Source organism: Delftia sp. HK171, assembly GCF_001886655.1.
Taxonomy (GTDB): domain Bacteria; phylum Pseudomonadota; class Gammaproteobacteria; order Burkholderiales; family Burkholderiaceae_C; genus Comamonas; species Comamonas acidovorans.
On the sequence record NZ_CP018101.1, the window covers coordinates 2,074,868 to 2,095,129 of the forward strand.

Annotated in this window: 18 protein-coding genes and 2 tRNA genes; 9 read left to right on the plus strand and 11 right to left on the minus strand. The window is 67.7% G+C overall.

The genetic code is table 11. The annotated features are described in order from the left end of the window. The first annotated feature begins 119 nt into the window (after nucleotides 1-119). Nucleotides 120-1,562: an amino acid permease gene (locus tag BO996_RS09435; RefSeq protein WP_012203946.1), complete on the plus strand. Its 1,443-nt coding sequence runs from the start codon at nucleotides 120-122 to the stop codon at nucleotides 1,560-1,562. A 47-nt stretch (nucleotides 1,563-1,609) separates the two neighbouring features. Here BO996_RS09435 and pdxR read toward each other — a convergent pair whose 3' ends face one another. Next, nucleotides 1,610-3,133 carry a MocR-like pyridoxine biosynthesis transcription factor PdxR gene (gene pdxR / locus BO996_RS09440; RefSeq protein ID WP_071954587.1) on the minus strand — a complete coding sequence of 508 codons (1,524 nt, stop codon included), beginning with the start codon at nucleotides 3,131-3,133 and terminating at the stop codon, nucleotides 1,610-1,612. A gap of 182 nt (nucleotides 3,134-3,315) precedes the next feature. Between pdxR and BO996_RS09445 the strand changes: the two genes are divergently transcribed. The 3 genes from BO996_RS09445 to greB all read left to right on the plus strand — a co-directional run bounded on the left by BO996_RS09445 (nucleotide 3,316) and on the right by greB (nucleotide 4,332). Continuing rightward, nucleotides 3,316-3,392 (plus strand) — tRNA-Arg (locus BO996_RS09445). 179 nt (nucleotides 3,393-3,571) lie between these two features. Beyond that, nucleotides 3,572-3,648: transfer RNA gene (locus BO996_RS09450), tRNA-Arg, on the plus strand. A 117-nt stretch (nucleotides 3,649-3,765) separates the two neighbouring features. Continuing rightward, nucleotides 3,766-4,332: a transcription elongation factor GreB gene (gene greB / locus BO996_RS09455; RefSeq protein ID WP_012203948.1), complete on the plus strand. Its 567-nt coding sequence runs from the start codon at nucleotides 3,766-3,768 to the stop codon at nucleotides 4,330-4,332. A 4-nt stretch (nucleotides 4,333-4,336) separates the two neighbouring features. On the opposite strand, the gene BO996_RS09460 is transcribed toward greB, so the two are convergent. Beyond that, the gene (locus BO996_RS09460; protein WP_071954588.1) at nucleotides 4,337-5,698 is read right to left on the minus strand and encodes a lytic murein transglycosylase; all 1,362 of its coding nucleotides are present in this window, start codon (nucleotides 5,696-5,698) and stop codon (nucleotides 4,337-4,339) included. A gap of 86 nt (nucleotides 5,699-5,784) precedes the next feature. Between BO996_RS09460 and BO996_RS09465 the strand changes: the two genes are divergently transcribed. Continuing rightward, on the plus strand, nucleotides 5,785-6,651 hold the full coding sequence (locus BO996_RS09465; protein ID WP_071954589.1) for an NAD-dependent protein deacetylase: 867 nt from the start codon (nucleotides 5,785-5,787) through the stop codon (nucleotides 6,649-6,651). A 30-nt stretch (nucleotides 6,652-6,681) separates the two neighbouring features. Here the strand turns inward: BO996_RS09465 and BO996_RS09470 are convergent, their stop codons facing one another. The 4 genes from BO996_RS09470 to BO996_RS09485 form a co-directional block, all read right to left on the minus strand. Then, nucleotides 6,682-8,949, minus strand: a complete 2,268-nt coding sequence (locus tag BO996_RS09470; protein WP_012203951.1) for a RelA/SpoT family protein — start codon at nucleotides 8,947-8,949, stop codon at nucleotides 6,682-6,684. Nucleotides 8,950-9,049: 100 nt separating this feature from the next. Continuing rightward, nucleotides 9,050-9,253 carry a DNA-directed RNA polymerase subunit omega gene (gene rpoZ, locus BO996_RS09475; protein WP_012203952.1) on the minus strand — a complete coding sequence of 68 codons (204 nt, stop codon included), beginning with the start codon at nucleotides 9,251-9,253 and terminating at the stop codon, nucleotides 9,050-9,052. 18 nt (nucleotides 9,254-9,271) lie between these two features. Continuing rightward, nucleotides 9,272-9,901: a guanylate kinase gene (gmk, locus tag BO996_RS09480; protein ID WP_013803794.1), complete on the minus strand. Its 630-nt coding sequence runs from the start codon at nucleotides 9,899-9,901 to the stop codon at nucleotides 9,272-9,274. A 44-nt stretch (nucleotides 9,902-9,945) separates the two neighbouring features. Beyond that, nucleotides 9,946-10,839, minus strand: coding sequence for a YicC/YloC family endoribonuclease (locus tag BO996_RS09485; protein ID WP_071954590.1), 894 nt, complete (start codon nucleotides 10,837-10,839; stop codon nucleotides 9,946-9,948). Nucleotides 10,840-10,928: 89 nt separating this feature from the next. Between BO996_RS09485 and BO996_RS09490 the strand changes: the two genes are divergently transcribed. The 4 genes from BO996_RS09490 (at nucleotide 10,929) to hemW (ending at nucleotide 14,805) form a co-directional block, all read left to right on the plus strand. Further along, nucleotides 10,929-11,960: a serine/threonine protein kinase gene (locus BO996_RS09490; protein WP_012203955.1), complete on the plus strand. Its 1,032-nt coding sequence runs from the start codon at nucleotides 10,929-10,931 to the stop codon at nucleotides 11,958-11,960. Then, a complete protein-coding gene (locus BO996_RS09495) occupies nucleotides 11,957-12,862 on the plus strand; it encodes a PP2C family protein-serine/threonine phosphatase (RefSeq protein WP_012203956.1) in 906 nt (301 codons plus the stop codon). The genes BO996_RS09490 and BO996_RS09495 overlap by 4 nt, the downstream gene beginning before the upstream one ends. 99 nt (nucleotides 12,863-12,961) lie before the next feature. Then, nucleotides 12,962-13,564 (plus strand): RdgB/HAM1 family non-canonical purine NTP pyrophosphatase, encoded by a 603-nt coding sequence (gene rdgB, locus BO996_RS09500; RefSeq protein WP_071954591.1) that lies wholly within the window; start codon nucleotides 12,962-12,964, stop codon nucleotides 13,562-13,564. Then, nucleotides 13,561-14,805, plus strand: a complete 1,245-nt coding sequence (gene hemW / locus BO996_RS09505) for a radical SAM family heme chaperone HemW (protein WP_012203958.1) — start codon at nucleotides 13,561-13,563, stop codon at nucleotides 14,803-14,805. The genes rdgB and hemW overlap by 4 nt, the downstream gene beginning before the upstream one ends. 78 nt (nucleotides 14,806-14,883) lie before the next feature. On the opposite strand, the gene BO996_RS09510 is transcribed toward hemW, so the two are convergent. From BO996_RS09510 to BO996_RS09530, 5 genes are all read right to left on the minus strand, one after another. Further along, nucleotides 14,884-15,234 (minus strand): I78 family peptidase inhibitor, encoded by a 351-nt coding sequence (locus BO996_RS09510; protein ID WP_012203959.1) that lies wholly within the window; start codon nucleotides 15,232-15,234, stop codon nucleotides 14,884-14,886. A gap of 151 nt (nucleotides 15,235-15,385) precedes the next feature. Continuing rightward, nucleotides 15,386-17,086, minus strand: coding sequence for an SPOR domain-containing protein (locus tag BO996_RS09515; protein ID WP_071954592.1), 1,701 nt, complete (start codon nucleotides 17,084-17,086; stop codon nucleotides 15,386-15,388). A gap of 150 nt (nucleotides 17,087-17,236) precedes the next feature. Further along, nucleotides 17,237-18,553 (minus strand): fumarylacetoacetase, encoded by a 1,317-nt coding sequence (gene fahA / locus BO996_RS09520; RefSeq protein ID WP_071954593.1) that lies wholly within the window; start codon nucleotides 18,551-18,553, stop codon nucleotides 17,237-17,239. 73 nt (nucleotides 18,554-18,626) lie between these two features. Then, on the minus strand, nucleotides 18,627-19,445 hold the full coding sequence (locus BO996_RS09525) for a 3-hydroxybutyrate dehydrogenase (protein WP_071954594.1): 819 nt from the start codon (nucleotides 19,443-19,445) through the stop codon (nucleotides 18,627-18,629). After that, nucleotides 19,442-20,185, minus strand: coding sequence for a GntR family transcriptional regulator (locus BO996_RS09530; RefSeq protein ID WP_012203963.1), 744 nt, complete (start codon nucleotides 20,183-20,185; stop codon nucleotides 19,442-19,444). The genes BO996_RS09525 and BO996_RS09530 overlap by 4 nt, the downstream gene beginning before the upstream one ends. Nucleotides 20,186-20,262: the final 77 nt, after the last annotated feature.

Here is a 20,262-nt window from a genome sequence, read left to right on the forward strand (position 1 = left end):
CGGGGCCTTGCGGCCCCGTGCCACCGGGAACACCGGATACGCCACGGCAAGGCGCGCACCTGCGCAGCCACCACAACAGAGCATCAGCCGTGGCGCCTGAACGCAACAGGAGACAAGACATGATCGGACATCAGCAAGCCTCTTCGCCGGGGCTTTCACATGGGCTCAAACAGCGGCACATGACCATGATCGCCCTGGGCGGCGTCATCGGCGCCGGGCTGTTCGTGGGCAGCGGCGTCGTCATCAAGTCGGCCGGGCCGGCCGCGATTCTTTCCTTCCTCATCACGGGCCTGCTCGTGGTGCTGGTCATGCGCATGCTGGGCGAGCTGGCCTGCTCCATGCCCGGCGGAGGGTCCTTCTACGAATATGCGCGAGAGGCCTGGCGCGACCGCCCCGGCGTAGGCCGGCTGGCAGGCTTTCTGACGGGCTGGATGTACTGGTACTTCTGGGTCATCGTCGTGGCGCTGGAGGCCGTGGCCGGTGCCGACCTGGTGCGCTACTGGCTGCCCGATGTCCCCAACTGGAGCATCAGCCTGGTGCTGCTGGTGATGCTGACGCTGACCAACCTGGTCTCGGTGAAGTCCTTTGGCGAGTTCGAGTTCTGGTTCGCCTCCATCAAGGTGGCGGCCATCGTGGTCTTCCTGTTCGTGGCCGGCGTCTACGTGCTGGGCCTGACGCCTGCGTCGCAGGGCATGCACTTCGGCAACCTCACCGGCAATGGCGGCTTCATGCCCAACGGCATCGTGCCGGTGCTGACCGGGGCCGTGGCGGCCACGGGCTTTTACTTCGGCGCCGAGATCGTGACCATTGCGGCGGCTGAAACGGCCGAGCCGCAGAAGGCCGTGGCCAAGGCCACCAGCTCGGTGATCACGCGCGTGCTGGTGTTCTATGTGGGTTCCATCTTCCTGGTGGCCTGCCTGGTGCCCTGGAATGCGGTTGGCATCGCCACGCCGTATGTGAGCGCACTGAACACCATGGGCGTGCCGGCTGCCGCGCAGATCATGAACGCCATCGTGCTGACGGCCGTGCTGTCGGCGCTGAACTCGGGGCTGTATGCATCCTCGCGCATGCTGTTCGCGCTGACGCGGCGCGGCGATGCGCCCCAGGCGCTGGCCAAGGTCAGCCGCAACGGCGTGCCCACGCGCGCCATCCTGGTGGCCACGGTGTTCGGCTACGGCGCCGTGGTGATGTCCTATGTGTCGCCCGACAAGGTGTTCGCCTTCCTGGTCAATTCCTACGGCACGGTGGCGATCTTCGTCTACATCCTGATCGCCATCTCGCAGCTGCGCCTGCGCTCCCGCCTGGAGCGTGAGGCGCCGCACCTGCTCAAGGTGCGCATGTGGTGCTATCCGTACCTGACCTGGTTCGCCATCTTCGGCATGCTGTCCATCGTCATCGCCATGGCCTTCATCCCCGAGCAGCGCACACCGCTGGCGCTGGGCGTGGCCAGCCTGTGCATCCTGTTGCTGGCCTATGGCGTGCGGCAGTTCCTGCAGCGTGGCGTGGCGCCGGTGGTGTCCTCGCTGTCCGAGGCCGCGCAGCCCGAGCCGCAGAAGTACTGACCCAGGGGCGACGGGACCGGCAGGGCCGGTCCCGGCTACTCCTCACGTTACTTCTGCTCCTCACGGATCGCATCGGCCAGGGCCTTCACGCCCTGGCCGATGTCGTTGGCGGGTATGGATTGGTAGCCCATGCGCATGAAGCTGCCGGGCGTGCCCGGGCGGGCGAAGAACACATCGCCGGGCTCGATGAGCACGCCGTGCGCTGCGGCGCGCTGCGCCAGGGCATCGACCGGAATGTGGTCGGGCAACTGCACCCAGCATGAGCCGCCGCCGCGCACGGGTGTGATGCGGCAGCCGGGCGCATGCTCGGCCATGGCGGCCGTGAGGGCCGCGTGCCGCTCCTTCTGCGCCTGGGCCAGGCGCCGCTGCTGGGCCTCGTAGTGGCCCAGGGAGATGAACATGGCCAGCGTGCGCTGCACGAAGGTGGCGGGGTGGCGGATCATGAGCCGGCGCAGCGCGCGCAGCTCGCGTATCAGCTCGGGCGCAGCCACGATGTAGCCCACGCGCAGGCCCGGCGCCAGGCTCTTGGACAGGCTGCCCACGTAGATCACGCGGTTGCTGCGGTCCAGGCTCTTGAGCGCCGGAATGGGCTGGCCGTCGAAGCTGCTCTCGCTCTCGTAGTCATCCTCGATGAGGATGATGTCGTGCGCCTCGGCCATCTCCAGCAGCGCCTCGCGCCGGGCCAGCGGCATGGTCACGCCCGTGGGGCACTGGTGGCTGGGCGTCACGTAGAGGTAGTCCAGCTGGCGCAGCAGCGGCGTGACCGGCAGGCCCTGGCCGTCCACCGGCAGCGGGATGACCTGGGAGGTACGGCTGCTGAAGATGTTGCGCGCGTCGGGGTAGCCGGGCTCCTCAATGCCCACGGCCGTGCCCTCGCGCATCAGCAGGTCGGCCACCATGTAGAGGGCGTGCTGCGCACCCACGGTAATGATCAGCTCGTCGGCCGAGGCCCAGACGCCGCGGCGCGGCAGGATCTTGGTCTGTACCTGCTGGATCAGCATCTCGTCGTCGCGCGCGATCTGGTCGGGCGCCCACTGGCGTATGTCCAGCACGCCCAGGGCCTTGAGGCAGCATTCGCGCCAGGCGGCCGTGGGAAACAGCTCCTTGTCGAACTGGCCGTACAGGAAGGGATAGGGGTAGCGCTGCCAGTCCTCTTCCTTGACGATGCTGCGCTGCTGGCTGGGCAGCAGCCACAGGCGCCGCGACCAGTCGGTGCGGCGGCCTTCGCCAGGGGTGCTGCTGGCCGCAGCGCCGCCCGGCGTGCGCCCCTTGAGTACGTCGGGATGGATGAAGTGGCCCTTGCGCTGGCGGCTCAGCAAAAAGGCTTCCTCGGCCAGCTGCTGGTAGGCCAGCACGACGGTGATGCGTGCCACGCCCAGGTGGCGCGCCAGCTCGCGGCTGGAGGGAATGGATTCGCCGGGTGCGAGGATGCCCGAGAGGATGGCATCGACCAGCATCTCGCGGATCTGGCCCTGCAGGCTCAGGGAGGGGCGGGCGCTGCGGCGAAACAGCTGCCCCCACATGGCGCCCTCGGGCGGTTGCGGCTGCGTGGCCGCGCGCTTGTCTGTCATGTCTTGTCGTTCCCGCCGCTGCGGCGGGCCGCTCGCTGTGTTTGTCTCCCGCGCAGGTGCAGGGCAGGGCCTGCATCCGCGACCGGCCAATATAGGCCAGCCGGTGCGCCACGGGGCCCGGAGTTTGCGATGGTTGCAATTTTTGCGGAGAGGCCGGAAATTGATATACAATCGTTGTCTTGGCGGCTGTAGCTCAGCTGGATAGAGTACTTGGCTACGAACCAAGGGGTCGTGGGTTCGATTCCTGCCAGCCGCACCAAAACGACAAGCCTCAGAACTGCAAAGTTCTGAGGCTTTTTCGTTTCAGGCGCCCGCACAGGCCCGCACAGGCCCGCACGGAGGCCGTGGCAATGGTTCAGGCGCTGGGCAACGGTTATTTTTCGATATTTTCATGGTTTTCCGTAAGCGTTCAAAAAGCACGCTATAATTCAAAGCTTGGCGGCTGTAGCTCAGCTGGATAGAGTACTTGGCTACGAACCAAGGGGTCGTGGGTTCGATTCCTGCCAGCCGCACCAAAACGACAAGCCTCAGAACTGCAAAGTTCTGAGGCTTTTTCGTTTGTGCTCGGTTGGTGTCGTGGTTTGTGCGGCGTCTTCGCCTCCTGCGGTGATCTGTGTGAAGATCGGCTCCCTATGAGCAAGGCTTTCACCAAGGAATCCGACGGCGACGACGATGATGAAGTCGGCCTGCCGCCCTTGCCGCCGGGCGGCAAGAACTACATCACGCCCCAGGGCTTCGAGCGGCTGAAGACGGAGCTGCTGGACCTGATCGACAACGAGCGCCCGCGCATCGTGGAGATCGTGCACTGGGCGGCCAGCAATGGCGACCGCTCCGAGAACGGCGACTATCTCTACGGCAAGAAGCGCCTGCGCGAGATCGACCGGCGCATCCGCTTTCTGACCAAGCGGCTGGAGATCGCCGAGGTGGTCGATCCCTCCGTGCATGCCGGCAGCGAGCAGATCTACTTCGGCGCCACCGTCACCTATGTCGATGACGAGGGCGAGGAGCGCACCATCACCATCATGGGCATCGACGAGGCCGACAGCGCACGCCAGCAGGTCAGCTGGATCGCACCCGTCTCGCGCGCCCTGCTCAAGGCCCGTGTGGGCGACGAGGTGGCCCTGCCCACACCCGCAGGTGTGCGCACGCTGGAAGTGCTGGAAGTCACCTACCCGGAGCCGGGCAGCGCCGCCGGGTAAGCGTTCAGGGCTGCAGTTTCTGCAGCAGCTCCAGCGTGGGATAGCCGTCGGCCACCAGGCCCTGGCTTTGCTGGAACTGGCGCAGGCCCGCGCGTGTGGCCGGGCCCATCACGCCATCGGCCGTGCCGGCCGAAAATCCCCGTTCGTTGAGCGCGGCCTGCAAGGCGCGCAACTGGTCGCGCGACAGCGGTGCCAGATCGCGCGGCCAGGCCGCCTGCACACCCGGGCCACCGGCCAGTTGCTGCGACAGCAGGCCCACGCCCAACGCGTAATTCACGGAGTTGTTGTAGCGCAGGATGGTGCGGAAGTTGGCACCCACCATGAAGGCCGGCCCGCGCGCGCCGGCCGGTGCGATCACGCTGGCATCGGCCATGGAGGGCAGGGCGGAGCCGTCCACGGCCTGCACGCCCTCGGCCGCCCATTGCGCGCTGTCCTGGCGCACGCTGGTCTCGGCGCGTGCATGGTCAAAGCCTGCCGGCAGGCGCACTTCCACGCCCCAGGGTTCGCCCGTCTTCCAGCCCGAATGGGCCAGGTAGTTCGCCGTGGAGGCCGTCACATCGGGCAGGCTGCCCCAGATGTCGCGGCGGCCGTCGCCATCGGCATCCACCGCATAGGCCAGGAACACGGAGGGCAGGAATTGCGTGTGGCCCATGGCACCCGCCCAGGAGCCGATCATGTGGGCCGCATCGATATCGCCGTTGTCGATGATGCGCAGGGCTGCAAGCAGCTCCTTTTGCGCCCAGGCGGCGCGCCGGCCGTCAAAGGCCAGCGTGGCCAGCGCATCGACCGTGGGGAAGTTGCCGAAGTTGCTGCCGAAATTGCTTTCCATACCCCAGATGGCGGCGATCACCTCGGCCGGCACGCCATAGCGCTGGCTGGCCGACTGCAGCGGTGCAGCCGCTTCGCGCAGCTTGGCGCGGCCCTGGGCAATGCGCTGGGCCGATACGGCGCTGTCCAGGTATTGCCAGGGCGTGCGCGTGAACTCGGGCTGCGAGCGGTCCAGCTGCACCGCGCGGCGCTGCAGCCGGGTAGGCTCCAGTGCGCTGCGCACGGTTTTCTCCGAGATGCCGGCGTCCAGCGCCCTGCGCGCGAAATCCCGCTTCCACGCTTCGAAGCTGGTGGCTTCGGCCTGCTGGGCGGCATCCGGCGCGGGGGCCGGTTCGGGCTGCACGGGCGCGACAGGCGCCGTGGGGGCGGGCCTGGAGGGCGGCACCGTGACCGGCGCAGGCGCCGGCCGTGACGCGCAGCCGGCCAGCAGCACGGTGGCCAGGGCGGTGGCCAGGGCGGCACGGTTGAGCGCGGCGGGATGGCGGGCGGTGGGAAAGGCTTGGGCTGTGGCTTGGGCGGTGGCGTGTGCGTGGTGCATCCGGCCATTGTCTCCGCTGCGCCCCGGCTCGGAGTGCAACACGGTGTTTCTGCATTGGGCGTGCGGGGCCGCTATGCTGTGCGGCCATGACTGCCATCGCTCCGCCGCCATCACCATCCCCGGTTCTGCACGATGCCGGGCTGGCCCTGCGCGCCTTGCTGCCGCCCGGCCGGCGCTGGCTGGTGCTGACGGGCGCGGGCTGCAGCACGGGCTCCGGCATTCCGGACTACCGGGATCTGGAAGGCCAGTGGAAGCGCCCCCAGCCGGTGACGCTGCAGGCCTTCATGGGCAGCCATGCCACGCGCCAGCGCTATTGGGCGCGCAGCCTGCTGGGCTGGCCCGTGATGGCGCAGGCCAGGCCCGGCCAGGCCCACGCGGCACTGGCGCAGTTGCAGCGGCACGGATGGATCGAAGGCCTGGTCACCCAGAATGTGGACGGCCTGCACACGGCAGCGGGCAGCGATGGCGTCATCGACCTGCACGGCCGCATCGCCGCCGTGCGCTGCATGGGCTGCGGCACCGGCATGGAGCGCGCCGTGCTGCAGGCCATGCTGCTGGAGCGCAACCCCGGCTGGGCCGGCCTGAGCGCCCAGGCCGCGCCCGACGGCGATGCCGATCTGGAGGGGCGCGACTTCAGCCGCTTCGACGTGCCGGCCTGCCCGCACTGCGGCGGCGTGCTCAAGCCCGATGTGGTGTTCTACGGGGAGGGCGTGCCCAGCCAGCGGCTGCAGGCCGTGCGCGCCATGCTGCAGCAGGCCGGCGGGCTGCTGGTCGCCGGTTCTTCGCTGATGGTGTATTCAGGCCTGCGCTTTGTGCATGAGGCCGTGGCCCAGGGCAAGCCTGTGGCCGCCATCAACCAGGGCCGCATGCGCTCCGAGGATTTGCTGGCCCTCAAGATCGAGCAGGACTGCGGCCCGTTGCTGCAGCAACTGGCCCAGGACCTGGCGCAATGAAAAAGCCCCGCAGGAGCGGGGCAGTGTTCATCAGGGAATGACGCGCGATGCGCGCACCACCGAGTGCACGCGGCGCAGGTTGCGCAGCGCGGACTCCACCTGCTGGTTGTCGTGCACCGAGATCACGAAGCACAGGTCCGTGGTGCTCATGGCGGCCTCGTCGGCCATGTCCACGCGCAGGATGTCCACCTCGGCGCCGGCCAGCTCGGCCGCCACGCGCGCGAGCACGCCCTTGCCGTTGTTGACGGTGACCACGATGCGTGCCTCGAACAGGCGCGCGGCATCCATGTCATCGGCCCACTCGACCACGATGAAGCGGTCCCTGTCCTTTTCCTGCAGGCGCTGCGCGATCTTGCACTGCGCATGGTGGACGATCAGGCCTTCGCCGCTGCCCAGGTAGCCCACGATGGGGTCGCCCGGCACGGGGCGGCAGCATTGCGCGTAGTGGATGGAGCCCTGGTTGGAGCCGTCCAGCAGCACGGCACCCTGGAAGGGGCGGTTGCTGGAGTTGAAGCGTTCGCGTGTGAGCAGCAGGGCGTCGGGCCGGTGGCCGTGGCGCGCCATCAGCGCCGTCAGGCGCGAGGCCACCAGCGACGCAATGCGCCGGCCCATGCCGATGTCCACCATCAGGTCGGCGCGGCTGCGGCTGCCGGCCATGCGCAGCACCTCGTCCCACAGTGCCTGGTTGGCCTCGTCGGCCGGCGGCACGGCATCCATGCCTTCGGCCCGCATGGCCTGGGCCAGCAGGTTCTCGCCCAGGCGGGCCGATTCGCTTTGCGCGGCCGACTTCAGGTAGTGGCGGATCTTGGAGCGCGCGCGGCCCGTCTTCACGAAGCCCAGCCAGGCCGGGTTGGGCGTGGCGTCCTCGGAGGTGACGATCTGGACCACGTCGCCGCTCTTGAGTTCGGTGCGCAGCGGCACTTCCTCGTTGTTGATGCGCGCGGCCGTCATGTGGTTGCCGACCTTGCTGTGGATGGCATAGGCGAAGTCCACCACGGTGGCGCCGCGCGGCATGGCCATGATCTCGCTCTTGGGCGTGAACACGTAGACGGCGTCGGGGAACAGGTCCACCTTGACGTGGTCCCAGAACTCGGCCGCATCGCGCGTCTCGTTCTGGATGTCCAGCAGCGACTGCAGCCACTGCGTGCCCAGCTGCTCGGAATCGTGGCCGGGCTGGGCCTTGTACAGCCAGTGCGCGGCGACGCCGGCTTCGGCGACGATGTGCATTTCCTCGGTGCGGATCTGGAACTCGATGTTCACGCCCGAGGGGCCCACCAGCGTGGTGTGCAGCGACTGGTAGCCATTGTTCTTGGCAATGGCGATGTAGTCCTTGAAGCGGCCCGGCATGGGCTTGTACATCTGGTGCAGCACGCCCAGCGCGGTGTAGCAGTCGATCACGCGCGGCAGGATGACGCGAAACCCGTAGACGTCCGTCACCTTGGCAAAGCTCAGCTGGTTCTTCTCCATGCGCAGATAGAGCGAATACAGCGTGCTTTCGCGCCCGGCCAGGCGTGCCTGCAGGCCTGCGCCGGCGAACTCCGCATTGACCTCGTCCTGCACGCGCTGGACCAGGTCGCGGCGGCGCTTGCGCGAGCGGGCGATGGCCTTTTCCAGCGTGGCATAGCGCCAGGGGTGCAGGTGGCGGAAGGCCAGGTCCTGCAGCTCGCGGTAGGTCTGGTTCAGGCCCAGGCGGTGGGCGATGGGTGCGTAGATCTCCAGCGTCTCCGACGAGATGCGGCCCCACTTGTTGCGCGGCATGTCGCCCATGGTGCGCATGTTGTGGGTGCGGTCGGCCAGCTTGATCAGGATGACGCGCACATCGCGCGCCATGGCCAGCAGCATCTTGCGGAAGGACTCGGCCTGGTTTTCCTCACGCGTGTTGAACTGCAGCTTGTCCAGCTTGGTGAGGCCGTCGACCAGTTCGGCCACGTCCTGGCCGAAACGCTGGGCGAGGTCCGCCTTGGTGACGCCGCAGTCTTCCATCGCATCGTGCAGCAGCGCGGCCATCAGGGCCGGGGCGTCGAGCTTCCAGCTCGCGCACAGCGCGGTGACGGCAATGGGATGGGTGATGTAGGGTTCGCCGCTGCTGCGCCACTGGTCGCTGTGGGCCAGGTCGGCAAAGGCATAGGCTTCGCGCACCTGCTCGATGCTGGTGGCATCCAGGTAACCCAGGTGCTCCATCAGTCCGGCAAAGGCATTGGCCGACACGCTCGCTGCCTGCTCTGCAGACATGCGCTCGGGCCGGGGTGTCGGTACGGGATCAGAGGGGGCTGTGAACGAAGTCAAGGCCGCTTTCATGACTTAAATGTAGCGTGCATGCGGGTTTGTGCAGGCTTCATGTAAAAAAGCACCGCTGTGCGGTGCTCTTTGTGGGGCCATTGTGTTGCTTTGCAGCAAATCAGCCCGGAACCTTCTTCAGCATCTCCAGGCCGACCTTGCCTTCGGCGATCTCGCGCAGGGCGGTGACACCGGGCTTGTTCTTGGTTTCGATCCTGGGCGTGTGGCCCTGGCTCAGCATGCGGGCGCGGTAAGTGGCGGCCAACACGAGCTGGAAGCGGTTAGGGATCTGCTCCAGGCAGTCTTCAACAGTGATGCGTGCCATCAGGATCTCCGGGAAACGTCAGTTGGGTACAGAAATATTGAGAGACTCGAAGGTCTCTGCGCGGCGGCTGCGCTGAGCCGCATACTTGAGGCGCTGGGCGTGGATGATCGTCTTGAGATCAAACAGTGCGCTCTCGAACAATTCGTTGATTATAACGAAGTCGAATTTCGCCACCTGGGCCATCTCCTCGGCCGCGTTCGTCAGGCGCAGTTCGATCACCTCGGGCGCATCCTCGCCCCGGTTTTCCAGGCGTGCGCGAAGCTCGTCCCAGCTGGGCGGCAGGATGAAGATCAGAACGGCGTTCGGAAACGCTTCCTTGACCTGCAGCGCGCCCTGGTAGTCGATCTCCAGCAGCACGTCGGTGCCGACCTGGATGCGCTCTTCCAGCGCCTTCTTGGCCGTGCCGTAGCGGCGGCTGTGCACATTCGCCCATTCGACGAAGGCGTTGTTCGACACCATGGTGTCGAATTCCTGGTCGGAGACGAAGTAGTACTCGCGGCCATGCTTTTCCTGGCCACGCGGCGCGCGGGTGGTGTGGGAGACGGAGGGCGAGACGCGCGCATCGAACTCGCGCAGGGCTCGCACCAGGCTGGACTTGCCGGCCCCGCTGGGGGCCGAGACGACAAAGAGGTTTCCGGGGTAATCCATGGATTTGTGCGCAGTTTGGTTACGCATGGGCATCTGTGATGGGCTTATTCGATGTTCTGCACCTGCTCGCGCATCTGCTCGATCAGCACCTTCATGTCCACGCTGATGCGGGTCAGCTCCAGCGTGGCGGACTTGGAGCCCAGCGTGTTGGCTTCGCGGTGCAGTTCCTGGATCAGGAAATCCAGGCGCTTGCCGATCTCGCCGCCCTTCTTGAGCAGGCTCTGGATCTCGTCCAGGTGCGAGTCCAGGCGGGTGACTTCTTCCGCCACGTCGATGCGGATGGCAAAGGCCGTGGCCTCGGTCAGGGCGCGGTCCTGGGCGGCTTCGGGCGCCACGGCGCCTTCGGCCAGGGCCATCGCTTCCTTCCAGCGCTCCATGAAGCGCAGGCGCTGCTGCTCCACGAGCTGGGGCACCAGGGGCGTGGCGTCTGCCGCGAGCTTGCGCAGCTGGGCGATGCGGTCCAGCAGCATGGTGGCCAGGCGCTTGCCTTCGCGGGCGCGGGCCTCCAGCAGTTCGGTCAGGGCCTGCTCTGCCAGCGTGGGCAGCATGCTGCTCCAGTCGATGGCCGAGTTGGCGCCGCTGCTGGCCAGGCGCAGTGCGTCGGAGACGGACAGGCTGCGAGCGTCGGGCAGCCATGACTGGACGGTGTCCTGGAGCATGGCCAGGCGCTGCAGCATGGCGGTGGAGGGGTCGGGCAGGGAGTTGCCGTCGTCGTTGTCGATGGCGGCGCGCACTTCGACCTTGCCGCGCTTGAGGCGGGCGGTCAGAAGGGCCCGCAGGGCCGGCTCATGGGCGCGCAACTCGTCGGGCAGGCGGAACGAAAGATCCAGGAAGCGGCTGTTGACCGAGCGGATCTCCAGACCGAGCCGGCTGTTGCGGCCCGACGCTCCACCATCTTCTGCGGACGCGCCGTGCTGGGCACTGGCGTATCCGGTCATGCTGTAAACTGGCATTGGACTTTTGATGGATGCTTGCAATTGCCCGATTATCCGGGTTTCGCCTCATCCCTGAGACTCACCGGAGAAAAATGTCTTCCAAGATCAAGCCGGCGCCATTGCCGCCAGGCAGCACGATCGGCGGCTATCGGGTGGTGCGCAGGCTTGCTTCCGGCGGTTTCGGCGTCGTTTACCTGGCCTTGGATGCAGAGGGCAAGCAGGTTGCGATCAAGGAATACCTGCCCGCATCGCTGGCCACCCGTGCCCCCGGAGAGTTGCAGCCCGCCGTGGCTCCCGAAAAGCTTTCACTGTACCGCCTGGGCCTCAAGAGCTTCTTCGAGGAAGGGCGTTCCCTTGCACAGATCTCGCACGCTTCCGTGGTCAGCGTGCTCAACTTCTTTCGCGAGAACGAAACCGTCTACATGGTGATGAACTACCTGGAGGGTGCCACCCTGCAGGACTTCGTTGTCACGGCGCGCGAGCTCAAGGCCGAGAAGGTGTTCCGCGAATCGACCATCCGCTCGCTGTTCGACGAGGTGCTGCGCGGCCTGCGCATCGTGCACCAGCACAAGATGCTGCACCTGGACATCAAGCCGGCCAACATCTTCATCACCAATGACGACCGTGCCGTGATGATCGACTTCGGCGCGGCGCGCGAGGTGCTGTCCAAGGAAGGCAACTTCATCCGCCCCATGTACACGCCGGGCTTTGCCGCACCCGAGATGTACCGCCGCGATGCGTCGCTCGGCCCCTGGACCGACATCTACGCGATTGGCGCCTGCATCTATGCCTGCATGCAGGGCTTTCCGCCCAACGAGGCGCCGCAGCGCCAGGACAAGGACCGGCTCACGCTGGCGCTGACCAAGCTGCGCGGCGTGTACTCGGACAACCTCATCGAAGTCGTCGAGTGGTGCATGGCCATGGACCCGGGTTCGCGCCCGCAGTCGGTGTTTGCGCTGCAAAAGGAGTTGAGCCGCGAGGGTGAGCGCCGCTACACCAAGCTCAGTGTCTCCGAACGCATGCGCCTGCAACTGGACACGCTGGTGACCGACGCCAAGAAGAACATGCAGAAGATCAGCGGCGCGGCAGGCCTGCCGGCCGTCGGCCAGGAGCGCAAGCCATGAGGTTTTCGGTATTTCAGCTGAGCCGCCGCGGCGGCCGGGCGCTCAATGAAGACCGCATGGGCTACTGCTACACGCGGGAGGCCGTGCTCTTCGTGCTGGCCGACGGCATGGGCGGCCATCCCGAAGGCGAGGTCGCCGCGCAGCTGGCGCTGCAGGTGATGTCCGTGCATTTCCAGCGCCAGGCCAAGCCGCTGCTGGACGATCCGCAGGGCTTTCTGGTCGATGCGCTGCTGCACGCGCACCGGCAGATCCTGCGCTACGCCAGCGCCAAGGGCATGATCGATACGCCGCGCACCACGCTGGTGGCGGCCGTCATCCAGAAGGGCAAGATCACCTGGATCCACTGCGGCGACTCGCGCCTGTACCTGGTGCGCGGTGGCGAGCTGCTGGTGCGCACGCGCGACCACTCCTATCTGGAGATGGGCGAGATCGCCGCGCAGCTCAAGACATCCAGCCGAAATGTGCTGTTCACCTGCCTGGGCTCGCCGTCCAAGCCCATCTACGATGTGACCGAGCCGCGCCGGCTGGAGCAGGGCGACAAGCTGCTGCTGTGCTCCGACGGCCTGTGGGGCAGCGTGGACGAAGGGCACCTGATGCGCACCCTGCACGGCCGCACCGTGTCCCAGGCCATCCCCCAGCTGGTGGAAACGGCGCTGCGCAACGCGGGCGATGCCAGCGACAACGTCACGGCCATCGCCATGGAGTGGGAGACGCCCGACGCCTTCGAGTCCACCATGGGCATCTCCACCCAGGACATCGAGAACGACGCGTTTGAATCCACGATCCAGGGGGGGCCAATCGAAGACCTGGAAGATGAGCTGGATGACGCCGCCATCGAGCGCTCCATCGCCGAGATCAACGAGGCGATACGCCGCTCGGCCGAGCGCCAGTTCAAGCGCTGAACACCGCTGCCGGCCCGCAGCAGCGGTGCCGGTGGCGCGCATGGACTACCGAACCTATTGACGACAAAGGGCGCACGGGCGCCCGACTGGATTTCTACGATGAAGATTGTGTTGGCCTCCAACAACCGCGGCAAGCTCGCCGAGCTGCAAGCCATGTTCGCCCCGCTGGGCGTTGAACTGATTCGCCAGGGCGACCTGTTCGAGGGCGAGGCGCCCGAGCCGCATTGCACCTTCGTGGAGAACGCGCTGTCCAAGGCCCGCTTCGCGGCCGAGCGCACGGGCCTGCCCGCCATTGCCGACGACGCCGGCATGTGCGTCTCGCACTTCGGCGGCCTGCCGGGCGTGGACACGGCCTACTACTGCACGCAGTTCGGCTACGAGAAAAGCGACGACAACAACGTGCGCGCCCTGCTGGAGCAGATGCAGGGCGTGGCCGACCGCCGTGCCGCCATGGTCAGCACCTTGGTGGGCGTGCGCAGCGCCAGGGACCCCGAGCCGCTGATCGCCATGGGCCGTGTGCAGGGCGAGATCACCACCGAGCGCCGTGGCATGCAGGGCTTCGGCTTCGACCCCGTGATGTACATCCCCGAGCTGGGCCAGACCTTTGCCGAGATGGACCCGGCCGTGAAGCACGCGCACAGCCACCGCGGCCGCGCCACGCTGCAGATGATCGAACTCGTGCGCGAGCGCTGGGTGCGATGATTCCCATCCAGCCCCAGGATTCGGCCTCCGGCGCCCAGGCCGCCGTGCAGCGCGACATCCAGCACTACATGCGCCCAGGCACGCTGCAGCTGGGCAGCCTGCCGCCGCTGTCGCTGTATGTGCACCTGCCCTGGTGCATTCGCAAGTGCCCGTACTGCGACTTCAACTCGCACGAGCATGGCCGTGACGGCCCCGAGCTGCCCGAAGACCGCTACATCGACGCCCTGGTCGCCGACCTCGAAAGCGCGCTGCCGCTGATCTGGGGCCGCACCGTGCACAGCATCTTCATCGGCGGCGGCACGCCCAGCCTGTTCGCGCCCGAGTCCATCGACCGGCTGCTGGCCGCCATCCGCGCGCGCCTGCGCATGGAGGCCGACTGCGAGATCACCATGGAGGCCAACCCCGGCACCTTCGAGACCGACCGCTTCCGCGCCTTCCGCGCGGCCGGTGTCACCCGGCTGTCCATTGGCGTGCAGAGCTTTGACGACCGCCTGCTGCAGGCCGTGGGCCGCGTGCACGACGGCGCCCAGGCGCGTGCGGCCGTGCGCGAGGCGGCCGACAGCTTCGAGACCTTCAACATCGACCTGATGTACGCGCTGCCCGGCCAGACCGAACTGGACCTGGCGCGGGACCTGGACGTGGCCATGTCCTTCGCCCCGCCGCACCTGTCGGTCTATCACCTGACCATCGAGCCCAATACGTATTTCGCCAAGTTTCCGCCTGCCATCCCCGAGGACGACCTGGCCTACGACATGCTGGACCGCATCACCGCGCGCACCGCTGCCGCGGGCATGCAGCGCTACGAGATCTCGGCCTATGCGCGTGAGGGCCACCAGTGCTGGCACAACCGCAACTACTGGCAGTTCGGCGACTACCTGGGCATAGGCGCGGGCGCGCACAGCAAGCTCAGCTTTGCGCACCGCATCGTGCGCCAGGTGCGCTTTCGCGATCCCGCGCGCTACATGGACCAGGCCCTGGCCGGCGCGCCGCTGGCGCAGGACGGCGAGGTGCGCCGTGCCGACCTGCCCTTCGAGTACATGCTCAACGCGCTGCGCCTGCGCGAAGGCTTTGCGCTGCAGGACTTCATGGAGCGCACGGGCCTGCCGCTGTCGTCCATCGCCAAGGGGCTGGACGCCGCACAGGCCAAGGGCCTGATCACGCGCGACCTGGGCCGGGTGGTGCCTACGGAGCGGGGCTTTGACTTCCTCAGCGACCTGCAGGAGCTGTTTCTTGCCGAGTGAACCTGCGAACCGCCGTTGAAAAAAGGACGCCGAGGCGTCCTTTTTTTCATCCAGCGCCACAGCGCAATCGGTCGGCGATCAGCCGCAGCGCACGGCCACGATGCGGCCGGTTCCATCGACCACCAGGTTCAGGCGTTCCTGGTTGAACTCCATCGTCGTTGGCTGGCCTTCGCGCAGCACGCGGGCCATGTAGGCGCCCGACTGCTTGCGGGCGGCCTCCAGCGTGGCCGATGTATTGCTCTTGCCCACGAACGACTGGGCCGATGCCGCATTGCAGACCTGCACGGGGCGCGGTGCCGGTTGCGCCGCGCCGCCGCTGCTGCCACCAAAAGGATTGCTCATGCCGGCGCAGCCTGCCACCAGGGTGGTGGCGCCCAGCAGGGCCAGGGCGGCAAGGCGGCGTTGGAGGGCGGGGGCGGTCATCGGCATGGTCTGTCTCCTCGATTCATGGGGTGTTGCTGCGCAGTATCAGGGCGGGCGCGGGCGCGCTGCCTCGGACAATGCCGCATACCTTAGCCGGGCTGAGCCGGGCCAAGGCGAAGCCGAAGGCATGCGGAAGTAACAGGTGGCAGCAAAGGCTTCAGCGCCGCGCGCTGCGGCCTTCCGCGGGGGCGTGGTGGAAGACCGTGGCCTCCATGCCCATGGCGCGTATCTTGGCGGCCGCCTGATCGGCGCTGCGCTGCTTGGCAAAGGGGCCCGAGCGCACGCGCACGATCTCGCCCTTGTTGCTGTGCAGGGTCTGGCTGAGCGTGGGAAGCTTGGCTTTCTCCAGCCGCTCCACCACGCGCCCGGCATTGCCAGCTTCAGAGAACACGCCGATGTTGATGTAGTAGTTGCCCGGCTCCAGAGCCGCCGAGGCGGCCTTGGCAGGTGCCGCGGCCTTTGCGACGGGTTCGGCAGGCTTGGCGGGCTTGGCTGGTTTGGTTTCAGCCGCCGCCTTGGAGGGCTTGGCGGGCGCTGGCGTGGCTGCGTGCACGGACGCTGGCGCAGGCGCAGGCGCAGGTGCAGGTGCAGGTGCAGGTGCAGGTGCAGGTGCAGGTGCAGGTGCAGGTGCAGGTGCAGGTGCAGGTGCAGGTGCAGGTGCAGGTGCAGGTGCAGGTGCAGGTGCAGGTGCAGGTGCAGGTGCTTTGGCTGGCACCAACGCGGCCTTGACGGGAATGGCTGCAGCTGCAGTGGCCGCGACGGCTCCCGCAGCGCCGGCCGCTGCCACGACGGGCATGGGTTCGACCGTGCCGGAGACGGTGCTGCCGGCGGCGGGCAAGGGCGCTTGCGGATCAGGGCGCGCCTCGGTCTGGGCAACCGGCTCTTGGGGCTGGGGCGTGGGAGTGGAGGCGGGAGTGGGCGCCGGTTCCGTCCTTGGCGTTTCGACGGCAGGTACGGCTGCGGCGGGCGCTGGCACCACGGCTGGTGCAGCGGGCGAAACTGGTGCAGTGGCCGGTATGGCTTCGGACGGAATCACCTCGGTCTGTGCCGCCATGAAATGTGGCATGCCCGACAGCGCCCAGATGCCTGCACCGGCAGCGGCGGCAAGCACCGCACCGGCCGCCACGGCCAGCCGCTTGTGCAGGGGCGTGGCCGCGCGGCGGGCCAGGCGTTCGTGCGCTGCGGCCATGTTGGGGGCCTCGCCAATGGCTTGCAGCGTGTGGCGGCGCACATGGTGCCAGTACAGGGCATTGGCGCCCAGGCCGGGAATGGCGATGGCCAGCAGGATCAGCGTGGCATCGATGCCGTGGGCAATCGCCGGGGGCAGGCCCAGCGCGGGGCGCAGCAACAGGCCCCAGACCAGGCCCGTGCCGCCGGCGGCCAGCGCATAGAGGCCGCCCTCTTGCCACAGCCCGCGCAGCCCGCACCAGGGCAGGGTGAACAGGCCTGCGGCCAGGTTCCAGGTAGGCAAGGGCTTGCCCAGCGCGTCAAAGCGCTCGAACAGGCGCAGGTAGTAGTCGCGTGAGGGCTCACCAATCAGGCTGGCGTACAGGCCCGGCATCAGGCCGGTGCCCTGTCCGCCCGTGAAGCTGGTGACGCCGGCATGTGCGCCGGCGCCTGCCCGTTCGTTGGGGGCAGTGCCGTCATCGCCGTGCTGCAGTGCATAGGCTGCGGCGGCGAAGGCGCTGGCTATAGAGGGCGGCAGTTTGCTGGGGCTCTTGGGAGAGTCGGCCGTGTCGGAACTGCTGGCACTGCCGGGCTCGGCAAAGGCGGGCTCCTGCCGAGCAGGGGCCGCCTGCCTTCCGAAGTCGATGGTGGCGGGAGGTGCTGAGATGGCGTCTTCCGATGGGGCGGGCATGTCAGCAATTGTGTCATGCACTCATGGCTGTCGGAATCACGACATTCGGGCGGATCGATCGGGTGAATCAATCGGACAGATCCATCGCGCAGATCAATCGCGCAGATCAATCGGGCCCCTCCATCGGCCCCGATCGATCTGCCTTTGCCATCAGGCCTGGCGCGCGGGCAGCACGGTGGCGCGGCACTCGCCGAAGCCGATGCGCGCGGCGCCCGGCTTCTCGCACCAGCCGCGCAGGATCACGGCATCGCCATCCTGCAGGAAGGTGCGGCTCTCGCCATTGGCCAGGGCCACGGGCTTCTTGCCGCCTTCGGTCAGCTCCAGCAGCGCACCGGCCTCGCTGGAGGTGGGGCCGGACAGCGTGCCCGTGCCCAGCAGGTCGCCGGGCTGCAGGTCGCAGCCGTTGACGCTGTGGTGGGCCACCAGCTGGGCCATGGTCCAGTAGGCGTGGCGGTAGCTGGTGTGGGTGATCTGCTGCGCAGCCTGGCCTTCGGCGCGCATGCGGCCGGTCTCCAGCGCCACGCTCAACTGCACGTCGAACGCGCCGCGCTCGGAATTGGCGGCCGAGCTCAGGTAGGGCAGGGGCTGGGGATCGGCGGCGGGCCGCGTGAAGGCCGTGCGGTAGGGCTCCAGCGCCTCCAGCGTCACGACCCAGGGCGAGACCGTGGTGGCGAAGTTCTTCGACAGGAAAGGGCCCAGCGGCTGGTATTCCCAGGCCTGGATGTCGCGCGCCGACCAGTCGTTGAGCAGGCACAGGCCGAAGATGTGGTTCTCTGCCACGTCCATGGAAATCGCCTCGCCCCAGGCGTTGCCGGCGCCGGTGTAGATGCCCATCTCCAGCTCATAGTCCAGGCGTGCGCAGGGCTTGAGCGCGGGTGCGGCGGCGTCGGGCGCCTTCAGCTGGCCCATGGGGCGGCGGAAGTCCACGCCCGACACACGCAGGCTGGACGCACGGCCGTGGTAGCCGATCGGCACCCACTTGTAGTTTTCCATCAGCGGGTTGTCCGGGCGGAACAGCTTGCCGACGTTGGTGGCGTGGTGCACCGAGGTATAGAAGTCCGTGTAGTCGCCGACCTGGGCCGGCACCGTGTACTCCACGTCGGACTGGGCCACCAGGCAATCCTGCAGCGCCGCCTGTGCGGCAGCGCCTTCGCGCAGCGCGCGCGACAGCGCCAGGCGCAGGGCCGACCAGGCGGCCGGACCCATGGCCATGAAGCCGTTCAGGTGCTGCTGCGAAGCGGCTTCCAGCTGCGGCTGCACGGCATCGCCCAGCGCCTTGAGGGCGCTTGCGCGCGCCAGGTCCAGCACCTGGTCGCCAATGGCCACGCCGCCGCGCCAGGCCTCCTGGCTGCCTGCGCGGCGGAACACCGCAAACGGCAGGTTCTGGATGGGGAAGTCGCTGGCGCCGGTATTGGCCGAGGCCACCCAGCTGCGCAGGCCTGCGTCATGGGTTTCGTTCAAGGACATCTGTCTCTCCTGGTTGGGTTTGTCTGTCGTTGGTATGAAAGGGGTCGGGCGGGGCGGTTCAGGCAGGGCCGGCTCAGGCAGCGGCAAAGCCGCCGTCCATGTTCCAGTGTGCGCCGCGCACCTGGGCGGCCTGCTCGCTGGCCAGGAAACCGGCCAGCGCCGCCACCTGCTCCACGGTCACGAAGGCCTGGGAAGGCTGCTTGGCGCCCAGCAGCTGGCGCGCCGCCGCTTCGGCATCCAGCCCTTCGCGCGCTGCCAGCGCATCGATCTGTCGTTGCACCAGTGGCGTCAGCACCCAGCCGGGGCAGATGGCGTTGCAGGTCACGGGCGTGGTGGCGAACTCCAGCGCCACCGACTTGGTCAGGCCGATCAGCCCGTGCTTGCTGGCCACATAGGCCGGCTTGCGCGCCACGCCCACCAGCCCGCTGACCGAGGCGATATTGATGATGCGGCCCCAGCCGCGCTCCAGCATCTGCGGCGCACAGGCCTGGATGGCGTGGAAGGGCGCCGACAGGTTGACGGCCAGCAGCTCGTCCCACTTGCCGGCCGGGAATTCGAGCAGCGGGCTCACATGCTGCATGCCTGCGTTGTTGACCAGGATGTCGATGGGCCCCAGCTCGGCCGCAATGCGCCGGGCCAGCGGGGCGATGGCGCTGGCGTCGCGCAGGTCCAACCCGTAGTGGCGCACCGGCACGCCATGCGTTTGGGCGATCTCGCGCACCAGCGCATCGGTCTCGGCCGATGCGGCGGCCTGGCCATGCAGCGCGATGGCTGCGCCCTCGCTGGCCAGATGGCGCGCCACGGCCAGGCCGATGCCGCTGGTCGATCCGGTGATCCAGGCCACGCGGCCCGCATGCGGGCGTGAAGCGGGGAATGAGGAAGTCGGGTTCATTTCAGGAGATCCATTTCCATATGCACGTACTCGCTGAGAAAGCGCACCCGCGCCCAGTAGATCAGCAGCCCGTCGGCATTGCATGCCCAGCGCAGTGCCTGCATCAGCGGCGTGCCCAGGGCCACGCCCAGGTGCTCGGCGGCCAGTTCGTCGGCCGGCGCCACGCTCAGGTGCTGGCGCGCCACGGCAATGCGCGAGGGGTCGCTGCTCAGGGCCACGGCCAGGGAGCTGCGCTCCAGCTGGGCCTCGATCTCGGGGAACAGTTCCTGCTCCAGGTACAGCTGCGACAGGCAGAACCGCGCCGCGTCATGGTCGTACACGCGCAGCAGGTGCACGTAGGCGGGGGCCATGCGGCCCACGTCGGGGAAGCCTTCGGGAATCGGCGGCAGGCAGTCGCGCCCGGTGTGCAGGGTGATCTGGCCGATGTGGGCGCCAAAGGCCACCAGCTCCTTCCAGCTGGTGGGCAGCAGAAAGGACGGCGGCTTGTAGGGCGCCGCAATCACCCGCGTGCCGCCGCGCTTGCGCGTGAGCAGCAGGCCCTCTGCCACCAGGGCGCCCAGTGCCATGCGCACCGTGGTGCGCGACACGCCATGCAGCGCCTCCAGCTCCTGCACCGTGGGAATGGCGCTGCCTACGGGCCAGGCGCCCGTGGACACCTTGCTGCGGAACAGCCGCGCCAGCTGCAGGTGCAGCTTGTCCCGGCCTTGTTGAGGGGCCGATGCGGTGGAGTTGGAGGGCATGGGAGGCAATAAAGTATCTATTCAGTGCTTTTATTTTCACACAAAGCGCCAGCCCTGACAGCCTGTGCTGACGCCCA

Coding starts and splice junctions, on each gene's coding strand:
- fahA (WP_071954593.1), bottom strand. CDS start 18,553: ATGTCCTTGAACGAAACCCATGACGCAGGCCTGCGCAGCTGGGTGGCC.
- BO996_RS09495 (WP_012203956.1), top strand. CDS start 11,957: ATGAGGTTTTCGGTATTTCAGCTGAGCCGCCGCGGCGGCCGGGCGCTC.
- BO996_RS09515 (WP_071954592.1), bottom strand. CDS start 17,086: ATGCCCGCCCCATCGGAAGACGCCATCTCAGCACCTCCCGCCACCATC.
- BO996_RS09435 (WP_012203946.1), top strand. CDS start 120: ATGATCGGACATCAGCAAGCCTCTTCGCCGGGGCTTTCACATGGGCTC.
- rdgB (WP_071954591.1), top strand. CDS start 12,962: ATGAAGATTGTGTTGGCCTCCAACAACCGCGGCAAGCTCGCCGAGCTG.
- BO996_RS09490 (WP_012203955.1), top strand. CDS start 10,929: ATGTCTTCCAAGATCAAGCCGGCGCCATTGCCGCCAGGCAGCACGATC.
- BO996_RS09465 (WP_071954589.1), top strand. CDS start 5,785: ATGACTGCCATCGCTCCGCCGCCATCACCATCCCCGGTTCTGCACGAT.
- BO996_RS09525 (WP_071954594.1), bottom strand. CDS start 19,445: ATGAACCCGACTTCCTCATTCCCCGCTTCACGCCCGCATGCGGGCCGC.
- pdxR (WP_071954587.1), bottom strand. CDS start 3,133: ATGACAGACAAGCGCGCGGCCACGCAGCCGCAACCGCCCGAGGGCGCC.
- gmk (WP_013803794.1), bottom strand. CDS start 9,901: ATGGATTACCCCGGAAACCTCTTTGTCGTCTCGGCCCCCAGCGGGGCC.
- greB (WP_012203948.1), top strand. CDS start 3,766: ATGAGCAAGGCTTTCACCAAGGAATCCGACGGCGACGACGATGATGAA.
- BO996_RS09485 (WP_071954590.1), bottom strand. CDS start 10,839: ATGACCGGATACGCCAGTGCCCAGCACGGCGCGTCCGCAGAAGATGGT.
- hemW (WP_012203958.1), top strand. CDS start 13,561: ATGATTCCCATCCAGCCCCAGGATTCGGCCTCCGGCGCCCAGGCCGCC.
- rpoZ (WP_012203952.1), bottom strand. CDS start 9,253: ATGGCACGCATCACTGTTGAAGACTGCCTGGAGCAGATCCCTAACCGC.
- BO996_RS09530 (WP_012203963.1), bottom strand. CDS start 20,185: ATGCCCTCCAACTCCACCGCATCGGCCCCTCAACAAGGCCGGGACAAG.
- BO996_RS09460 (WP_071954588.1), bottom strand. CDS start 5,698: ATGCACCACGCACACGCCACCGCCCAAGCCACAGCCCAAGCCTTTCCC.
- BO996_RS09510 (WP_012203959.1), bottom strand. CDS start 15,234: ATGCCGATGACCGCCCCCGCCCTCCAACGCCGCCTTGCCGCCCTGGCC.
- BO996_RS09470 (WP_012203951.1), bottom strand. CDS start 8,949: ATGAAAGCGGCCTTGACTTCGTTCACAGCCCCCTCTGATCCCGTACCG.